Source organism: Mesorhizobium sp. M2C.T.Ca.TU.002.02.1.1, assembly GCF_003997225.1.
Genome location: NZ_RZTO01000240.1, coordinates 1 through 7,718, shown reverse-complemented (window position 1 = coordinate 7,718; position 7,718 = coordinate 1). Strand labels below are relative to the sequence as shown.

The following is a 7,718-nucleotide window of genomic DNA, read 5'->3' as shown; positions in this document are numbered from 1 at the left end:
GGCGATCACATTGGCGCGGTCTTCATCCTTCGGCAGGCCGGCGAAGCCCATCGCCGTGCCCTTCACGAACTTCTTCGGCGAGGTGATGAAGTGGTTGAGATTGTCGTAGGTCCAATGCTCCTGGCCGCCCTTGGAGAAATCCTTCATGCCGGCCGAATAAGCGAAGCCCGCGTGCTCGGCGACGGGGCGGTCGACGATGTCCCAGAGGTCCGGACCGACCTTGTTCGGACCGCCTTTTTCACCGGAATGGCAGGCCTGGCACTTCTTGAAGATGGCCGCGCCCGCCTCGGCATTGGCGCCGGCGAGCAGGTCGGCGATCGGTTTGGCTTCCGCGGCGGGAGCGGCCGGGCCGCCTTCGGTCGGCTCCTGCGCCTCGATGGCGAAGCCGGGCTTTTCGGGCGCCGGCGAGGCGAACAGCCCGTCCGAGACGAGGCCTATTGAAAAAACGATGAAGCAGGTTCCCAGAAATCCGCCGAGCAGCTTGTTGACTTCGTTGGAATCCATACGCCCCTTGCTCCCTTTTCCGGCGGACCGTCCCGTCCACTCCGTCCGTCGGTATCGCGAACTGCCCTGAAAGGCCAGTCAAATCGGGCGGAAACTAGGTCTTTTGCTCTGGCGTTGCAACACCTATAAGGGCGCTTCCAGTGAGACCTTTTGCCACTTTTCCATCCGCGTTTTTCGACCGCCCAAAAATCCGATGTCAACCTTGATCCTGATCCCCGCCCGCATGGCCTCGACGCGCCTGCCGGGCAAGCCGCTGGCCGACATTGCCGGCGCGCCGATGATCGTCCATGTCGCCCGCCGCGCCGCCGAGGCCGGGCTTGGCCGCGTTGTGGTGGCGACCGACACCGAAGCCGTTGCGCAAGCCGTGCGGGCGCATGGCTTCGAGGCGGTCATGACCCGCACGGATCACGAATCGGGCTCCGACCGCATTTTCGAGGCGCTGACGGCGCTCGACCCTGAAAAACGGGTGGAAACGATCGTCAACGTCCAGGGCGACCTGCCCACCATCGACCCCGAGATCATCGGCGCGTCGCTGCGGCCGTTCGAGGACAAATCGGTCGATATCGCCACGCTCGGCGTCGAGATCGTGCGCGACGAGGAGAAGACCAATCCCAATGTGGTCAAGATCGTCGGCTCGCCGCTTTCGGCGACACGGTTGAAAGCGCTCTACTTCACCCGCGCCACCGCGCCCTGGGGCGAGGGGCCGCTCTACCATCATATCGGCCTCTATGCCTATCGCCGTGCGGCGCTCGAACGCTTCGTGGCGCTCAAACCGTCGCCGTTGGAGCGGCGCGAGCGGCTGGAGCAGCTGCGCGCGCTGGAAGCCGGCATGCGCATCGACGCTGAGATCGTCAAATCGCTGCCGCTCGGCGTCGACACGCCGCACGATCTCGAACGCGCCAGGCAGATCCTTTCGAAATGAGACATGAGCATGCCTGAAAAGACCAACAGAATTTCCTTCCAGGGTGAGCCCGGCGCCAATTCCGACACGGCCTGCCGCAACATGTTCCCGTCGATGGACCCGTTGCCTTGCCCGACCTTCGAGGACGCCTTCAACGCGGTCGAGACAGGCAAGGCCGAGCTCGCCATGATCCCCATCGAGAACACGATCGCCGGGCGCGTCGCCGACATCCACCACCTGTTGCCGGAATCGAAGCTGCACATCGTCGGCGAATATTTCCTGCCGATCCACTTCCAGCTGATGGTGCTGCCGGGGGTAAAACGCGACGAGATCAAGACCGTCCACAGCCATATCCATGCGCTGGGACAGTGCCGCAAATACATCCGCAAGAACGGCTGGAAGCCGGTGATCGCCGGCGACACGGCGGGTTCGGCCAAGATGGTGTCGGAGGTGAAGGACCGCACCATGGCTTCGCTGGCGCCGGCTTTGGCCGCGGAGCTTTATGGGCTCGACATCATCGAGAAGAATGTCGAGGACACCGATTCCAACGTCACTCGCTTCGTCGTGCTGACCAAGAACAAGCAATGGGTGGAGCGTCCCGCGCCGGACGCTAAGATGATGACGACCTTCATCTTCCGTGTCCGCAACGTGCCTGCCGCGCTTTACAAGGCCATGGGCGGTTTCGCCACCAACGGCATCAACATGACCAAGCTCGAGAGCTACCAGCTCGGCGCCTTCACCGCGACGCTGTTCTACGCCGACATCGAAGGTCACCCCGACGATCCGCTGGTCAAGCTGGCGCTGGACGAGCTGCGCTTCTTCTCGCGCGAAATGCGCATCCTCGGCGTCTATCCGGCAAGCGCCTCGCGCGAGCAGTGGAAGGTGGCGGACTGACCGGTTAGCGGCGGTCAACCGGCGGTTTGGAGCTCACGACCTTCGAGATTGGCGGGAGCCTTCGCGACTTCGTCATCCACGGGCGGAGCGACGCGAAGCGGAGCGCAGACCCGAGGATCCATGCCGTTACCTCAGTCGAGGGGCGCAGCGGAGCAGAATTCTGGACCGTCGCAACGCGTCGAAGTCACGGCATGGATCCTCGGGTCTGCGCGCGTCGCTTCGCTCCTTGCTTCGCCCGTGGATGACGAAGCACGAAGGCCTTCGCCAATCTCCGACGTATGCGCTCGAACCAATCTCAGCCGAACCCCAGCGGCACGTAGTCGATCTCCAAGAACTTCTCGACCTCCGGCACCCAGCGGTCGCGCACGAAGGCGACGTGGTCGGGGTGCTCGTTGTAGCGCGTGTAGGCTGCCTGGTCGGCGAACTCCATCGAGAAGCCGAACTGGTAGTCGTTCTTGGGGCTCACCTGCCGCAACTGCTCGAAATGAGTGACGCCCTTGATCCCGGTCAGGATCTTCTTCGCGTCGTGGAGGAAGCGCTTCGTTTCCAGCGAATGCGGCTCGTGCTTCAAGCTGAACACCACGGTATGACGGATCATTCTTGCGCTCCTATTCGCTGTCGACCCAGGCGCGGATGAGGTGATGGGCGATCGCCCCTTTCGGCGGCGTGATCAGGCCGTCGGCATGCTGCCTGTCCAGCATCGTGCGCACTTCGTCGCGATTAAACCAACGGCAGTCCTCGAGCTCGTTGAGGTCGGCCTGGATATCCTCGTTGAGCGGCTCGCCGAAGCAGCCGATCATCAGCGAATAGGGGAACGGCCATGGCTGGCTGGCATGATAGACGACGCGTCCGAGCCGGATGCCGGCCTCTTCCAGCGTCTCGCGCCGCACCGCCGCCTCGATCGTCTCGCCCGGCTCGATGAAGCCGGCAAGCGCCGAATACATGCCCGGCGCGAAATGCCTGCCGCGCCCCAGCAGGCATTTCTCGCGCGTCGCCGTCAGCATGATCGCCACCGGGTCGGTGCGCGGGAAATGGTCGGTGCCGCAGGCGGGGCAATGGCGCCGGTAGCCGCCGGCCCGCATCTCCGAGCGGTTGCCGCATTTCGAGCAGAAGGCGTGGCTGGCGTGCCAGGCAAGCAGCGCGGCCCCTTGCGCCAGCGCGCCGGCGGCTGCCTCGTCGATCAACCCCTGCATATAGACGGAGCGATAATCGATCGCCTTGATCGTCTCGGGCAGCTTTTCCGGCTCGACGCCGGCGGGCACCGCCAGCACCGGGCCTTCCTCGGAAAAGCCGAGCAGCACGCCCTGGTCGAGCGAAGCCTCGAAGGCCTGGCTTTCATCCGCCTTGAACCATGGCTCGAAGGTGCCGTCCTTCAATTTGAGGTAAAGCCGGCCGGCATGCATCAGCATCAGCCGCGCGGTCCGGTCGGCCAGCGCCTTTTCGACCACATCGTCGGCGCGGTTCTCGGACTGCCGGTCGATCCGGTTGCCGGCGAACCCGACGAATTGGCTCGGCTCGCGCAAGGGCGCGTCAAACAGACGAAAGCTCATGGGGACTCGGGCGGGCTGGGGGACAAGGGGTGATGCCGAATGGATACTGGTCAGCTTATAGCGCCGCCTTGATCGTTTCGGCAAACCGTCTGATGTCGGAGCGCTGGTAGGGCTCGCGCATGCCGTGCCCCCAGACCGGTCCCGGCCAGCCGGGATCGCCCTCGGAGCGGGCGACGACGTGGACATGCAGCTGGCGCACGATGTTGCCCAAAGCGCCGGTGTTGATCTTGGTGCAGCCGGTCACCCGCTTCAGCGCCTGCGCCACCATGTTGGTCTCGAAGGTCAGCATCGCCTGGTCGAGCGGCGTCATTTCGTGGATTTCCTCGACGCCCGGCCGCTGCGGCACCAGCACCAGCCATGGCCAGCGGCGGTCGTTCATCAATCTGAGCTCGCAAAGGCCAAGCCACATAAGCTGCTCGCTATCCGCCTCCAATCGGGCGTCCAGCGTGAATCCGGCCTTGAGGCCAGGCAGCATGGGCGTTTCCTTTGTTTTTTGTAGCATTCTTCAAACCAATGAACGCTAGAGCGGCGGCAAGGTGGCTGCAAGCGATTCGTTGACCGCTATTGGCGTTTTGAAGGACTTTCCAGTCGCGATGTGGCTGCGGGTTCCGGCTCTGCCCCTTGCATTTCGCCGCCGAATTGCCGATATGGAGCGCGGGAGGTTGGTGGTGGACGATCCACTCGCCAACCGGGTCAGGTCCGGAAGGAAGCAGCCCTAACGAGCCCGGAACGGGTCATTGTTCCAGCCTCCCGCCTCTTCGCCTTTCTCCCGCGACATTGACGGCGCCAAGCCGTGCGGGCGAGATTATGCGCAGGAATAGGCCGCCCTCCGTCGCGGTCCTGGGAGCTTTTGACGGCGAATGAGCGAAGCCGGAAACTTGGGGACGGGAAGCCTGGAGACCGGTAAGGCCGGCGTCTATCGGGTCCTGGCGCGCAAATACCGCCCTTCGAATTTCTCCGAGTTGATCGGCCAGGAGCCGATGGTGCGCACGCTGACCAATGCGTTCGCCACCGGCCGCATCGCCCAGGCCTGGATGCTGACCGGCGTGCGCGGGGTCGGCAAGACCACGACCGCGCGCATCCTGGCGCGGGCCTTGAACTACAAGACGGCGACCGTCGACCAGCCCTCGGTCGACCTTTCGATCCCCGGTGAGCATTGCCAGGCGATCATGGAAGGCCGCCATGTCGACGTCATCGAGATGGACGCCGCCTCGCATACCGGCATCGACGACATCAGGGACATCATCGATCGCGTGCGCTACGCGCCGGTCTCGGCCCGTTACAAGGTCTACATCATCGACGAAGTGCACATGCTCTCCACCCAGGCCTTCAACGGCCTGTTGAAGACGCTTGAAGAGCCGCCGCCGCACGTCAAATTCATCTTCGCCACCACCGAGATCCGCAAGGTGCCGATCACGGTCCTGTCGCGCTGCCAGCGCTTCGATCTGCGGCGCATCGATGCCGGCGCGCTGGTCGGGCATCTGTCCTCGATCGCCGCCAAGGAAGGCATTTCCGTCGATGACGAGGCCCTGGCGATGATCGCGCGGGCCGCCGAAGGGTCGGCGCGCGATTCGCTTTCCATCCTCGACCAGGCGATCGCCCATGGCAGCGGCACCGTCAGCGCCGACGCGGTGCGCGCCATGCTCGGCCTTGCCGACCGCGCCCGCATCATCGACCTGTTCGAGCATGTCATGAAGGGCGACGTGGCGGCTGCGCTCGCCGAGTTCCGCGCACAATACGACACTGGCGCCGATCCGGCCGCCGTGCTCACCGATCTTGCCGAGTTCAACCATCTCGTCACGCGCCTGCGTTTCGTGCCGACGGCGGCCGACGACGCCTCGCTTTCCGAGGACGAGCGCCGGCGCGGCGCCGAATTCGCCGGCACGCTTTCGGTGCGCGTCCTGTCGCGGACCTGGCAGATGCTCTTGAAGGGCATTCCCGAGGTGCAGTCCTCCAATCGCCCTGTCAGCGCCGGCGAAATGGTGCTGATCAGGCTGGCGCATGCCGCCGACCTGCCGACGCTGGACGAGGCGCTGAAATCGCTGGAAGGCGCGGGACCGCTGCCGAATGGCGCGCCGCGCGCCAATGGCGCGCCGGCAAATCCAGGCAATGGCGGCGGCGCAAGCGCCGTGGCGCAGGCGCGGATGCCGACTTCCACCGGTGGCGGTGCGCAGACGATGCGCCTCGTCGAAACGCAGCCCGCGCCCGTCACCTTTGCTCCCGCGCCGGAGCCGGTTGCCGAAACCCCTGTCGTTCCGGTGAAATCGCTAGCCGACATCGTCGCGCTTGCCGACGCCAATCGCGACATGGCCTTCAAGGTGCTGCTGAAACGCTGCGTGCGGCCGGTGCGGATCGAGCCGGGCCGTCTCGATGTCACCTTGACCGACGACGCGCCGAAGATGCTGCTCAACGACCTGACCTCCAAGCTGCGCGCCTGGACCGGCCGCAACTGGCTGGTGTCGCTGTCGAAGGAGGAGGGCGGCCAGACACTGGCCGAGATGGAGACGACCAAGCGCGAGAACGCCTTCTCCGACGCCAAGGCCGATCCGACGGTCGCAGCCATCCTCGCGCGCTTCCCCGGCGCCAAGATCATCGACGTGCGCATTCCGGACGTGCCGGACGTGGAAGACGCCGAAGCCGAAGTGCCGGTCGAGCCCGCCGCCGACGACGACGAAATCTGAAACAATCTTAGAGGACCATCCGATGAAAGATCTTCTCGGCCTGATGGGCAAGGCGAAGGAAATGCAGGCCAAGTTCCAGGCCATGCAGGACGAGATCGCGACGCTTGAAGCCACCGGCCAGGCCGGTGGCGGCCTGGTCAGCGTCACGTTGACCGGCAAGTTCGACATGAAGGCGCTGAAGATCGATCCCTCGCTCATCAAGGCCGACGAAGCCGAGATCCTCGAGGACCTCATCCTGGCCGCCCACAATGACGCCAAAAATAAGGTCGAGCAGGTGATGCAGGAGAAGACCAAGGCGTTGACGGCAGGCCTGCCGATTCCGCCCGGAATGAAATTGCCGTTCTGAGGTGGCCTGCGCCAGTTAATTGATTATGAACGGAAATTGAGCCCGGACCGCAATATTAACCATTTTGCCGGCAATGCTCACGGGCTCATTTCGCGGCTTTCATAAAGTTTTACCCAAGTCCAGAAGTTGCTAACCTTCTAGCCATCTTTTTGCCCGAAAGAGTCTCATTCTTGCCACATCTCGGGGCGGGCTGGCATCTGGACATGAGGCTTTTTTGGTGATCGCGACGCGATGGAAGACGCCGCTGCTGCTTATCGGCGTCGTCACTTCCCCCTTGCTCCTGGCCGGTTGCAGCCAGACCACTTCCTCCCATGGCATGTCGGTGTCAGGTTTGACCAACGCCCTCACGCCGAGTTTCCTCACCACGCGTACCAGTCACTCGCCGAAGGACAAGGAATGCCTGCAAAGGGCGATGTTCTTCGAGTCCAACCGGTCGAGCCGCGACGGCATGATCGCCGTCGGCACGGTCGTGATGAACCGGCTGCGCTCGGGTCAGCATGGCAACACCATCTGCGAGGTCGTCGGCGAGAGGGGGCAGTTCGCCCCCGGCGTGATGACGCGGCCGATGAACTCCAAGGCGCTGCCCGACGTCGAGGAAGCCGCGGACGCGGTGTTGAGGGGCGAGCGCAAGGCCAAGCTCAAGAACACGATGTATTTCCACACCGCCGGCCTGCACTTCCCATACAAGAACATGCACTACACCATGGTGGCCGGTGGCAACGCCTTCTACGAGAAGCGCGGCCGCAACTGGCAGCCGCTGCCGGATGAACCGATGGTGGCCATGGCGTCCGAAAAGTCGCGGAAAATCGATCCTACCGCGCCCGTTCTGGTGGCTTCCGCCG

Annotated in this window: 9 protein-coding genes and 1 other RNA gene; 6 read left to right on the top strand and 4 right to left on the bottom strand. The window is 64.1% G+C overall.

What is annotated here, in order from left to right; all coding sequences use genetic code 11:
* A partial coding sequence (locus EOD07_RS14930; RefSeq protein WP_164772258.1) for a cytochrome c family protein occupies positions 1-504 on the bottom strand: 504 nt, incomplete at its 3' end.
* 193 nt (positions 505-697) lie between these two features.
* Here EOD07_RS14930 and EOD07_RS14925 point away from each other — a divergent pair.
* Positions 698-1,426, top strand: coding sequence for a 3-deoxy-manno-octulosonate cytidylyltransferase (locus tag EOD07_RS14925; RefSeq protein ID WP_073989432.1), 729 nt, complete (start codon positions 698-700; stop codon positions 1,424-1,426).
* A 9-nt stretch (positions 1,427-1,435) separates the two neighbouring features.
* On the top strand, positions 1,436-2,299 hold the full coding sequence (locus EOD07_RS14920; protein ID WP_071069911.1) for a prephenate dehydratase: 864 nt from the start codon (positions 1,436-1,438) through the stop codon (positions 2,297-2,299).
* 295 nt (positions 2,300-2,594) lie between these two features.
* On the opposite strand, the gene EOD07_RS14915 is transcribed toward EOD07_RS14920, so the two are convergent.
* The 3 genes from EOD07_RS14915 to EOD07_RS14905 are packed head-to-tail and all read right to left on the bottom strand — an operon-like array spanning position 2,595 to position 4,324.
* The gene (locus tag EOD07_RS14915; RefSeq protein WP_040985999.1) at positions 2,595-2,897 is read right to left on the bottom strand and encodes a Dabb family protein; all 303 of its coding nucleotides are present in this window, start codon (positions 2,895-2,897) and stop codon (positions 2,595-2,597) included.
* A 10-nt stretch (positions 2,898-2,907) separates the two neighbouring features.
* The gene (nudC, locus tag EOD07_RS14910; RefSeq protein ID WP_071069809.1) at positions 2,908-3,849 is read right to left on the bottom strand and encodes an NAD(+) diphosphatase; all 942 of its coding nucleotides are present in this window, start codon (positions 3,847-3,849) and stop codon (positions 2,908-2,910) included.
* A gap of 55 nt (positions 3,850-3,904) precedes the next feature.
* Positions 3,905-4,324: an HIT family protein gene (locus EOD07_RS14905; RefSeq protein ID WP_040985997.1), complete on the bottom strand. Its 420-nt coding sequence runs from the start codon at positions 4,322-4,324 to the stop codon at positions 3,905-3,907.
* A 182-nt stretch (positions 4,325-4,506) separates the two neighbouring features.
* Between EOD07_RS14905 and ffs the strand changes: the two genes are divergently transcribed.
* The 4 genes from ffs to EOD07_RS14885 all read left to right on the top strand — a co-directional run.
* Positions 4,507-4,603, top strand: an RNA gene (ffs, locus tag EOD07_RS14900) — signal recognition particle sRNA small type.
* A 106-nt stretch (positions 4,604-4,709) separates the two neighbouring features.
* Entirely contained in the window at positions 4,710-6,530 is a 1,821-nt protein-coding gene (locus EOD07_RS14895; protein WP_127236015.1) for a DNA polymerase III subunit gamma/tau, read from the top strand.
* A 22-nt stretch (positions 6,531-6,552) separates the two neighbouring features.
* The gene (locus EOD07_RS14890; RefSeq protein ID WP_127236014.1) at positions 6,553-6,876 is read left to right on the top strand and encodes a YbaB/EbfC family nucleoid-associated protein; all 324 of its coding nucleotides are present in this window, start codon (positions 6,553-6,555) and stop codon (positions 6,874-6,876) included.
* Between the two features lie 217 nt (positions 6,877-7,093).
* The coding region (locus EOD07_RS14885) for a cell wall hydrolase (protein WP_164772257.1) at positions 7,094-7,718 on the top strand (625 nt) is incomplete at its 3' end.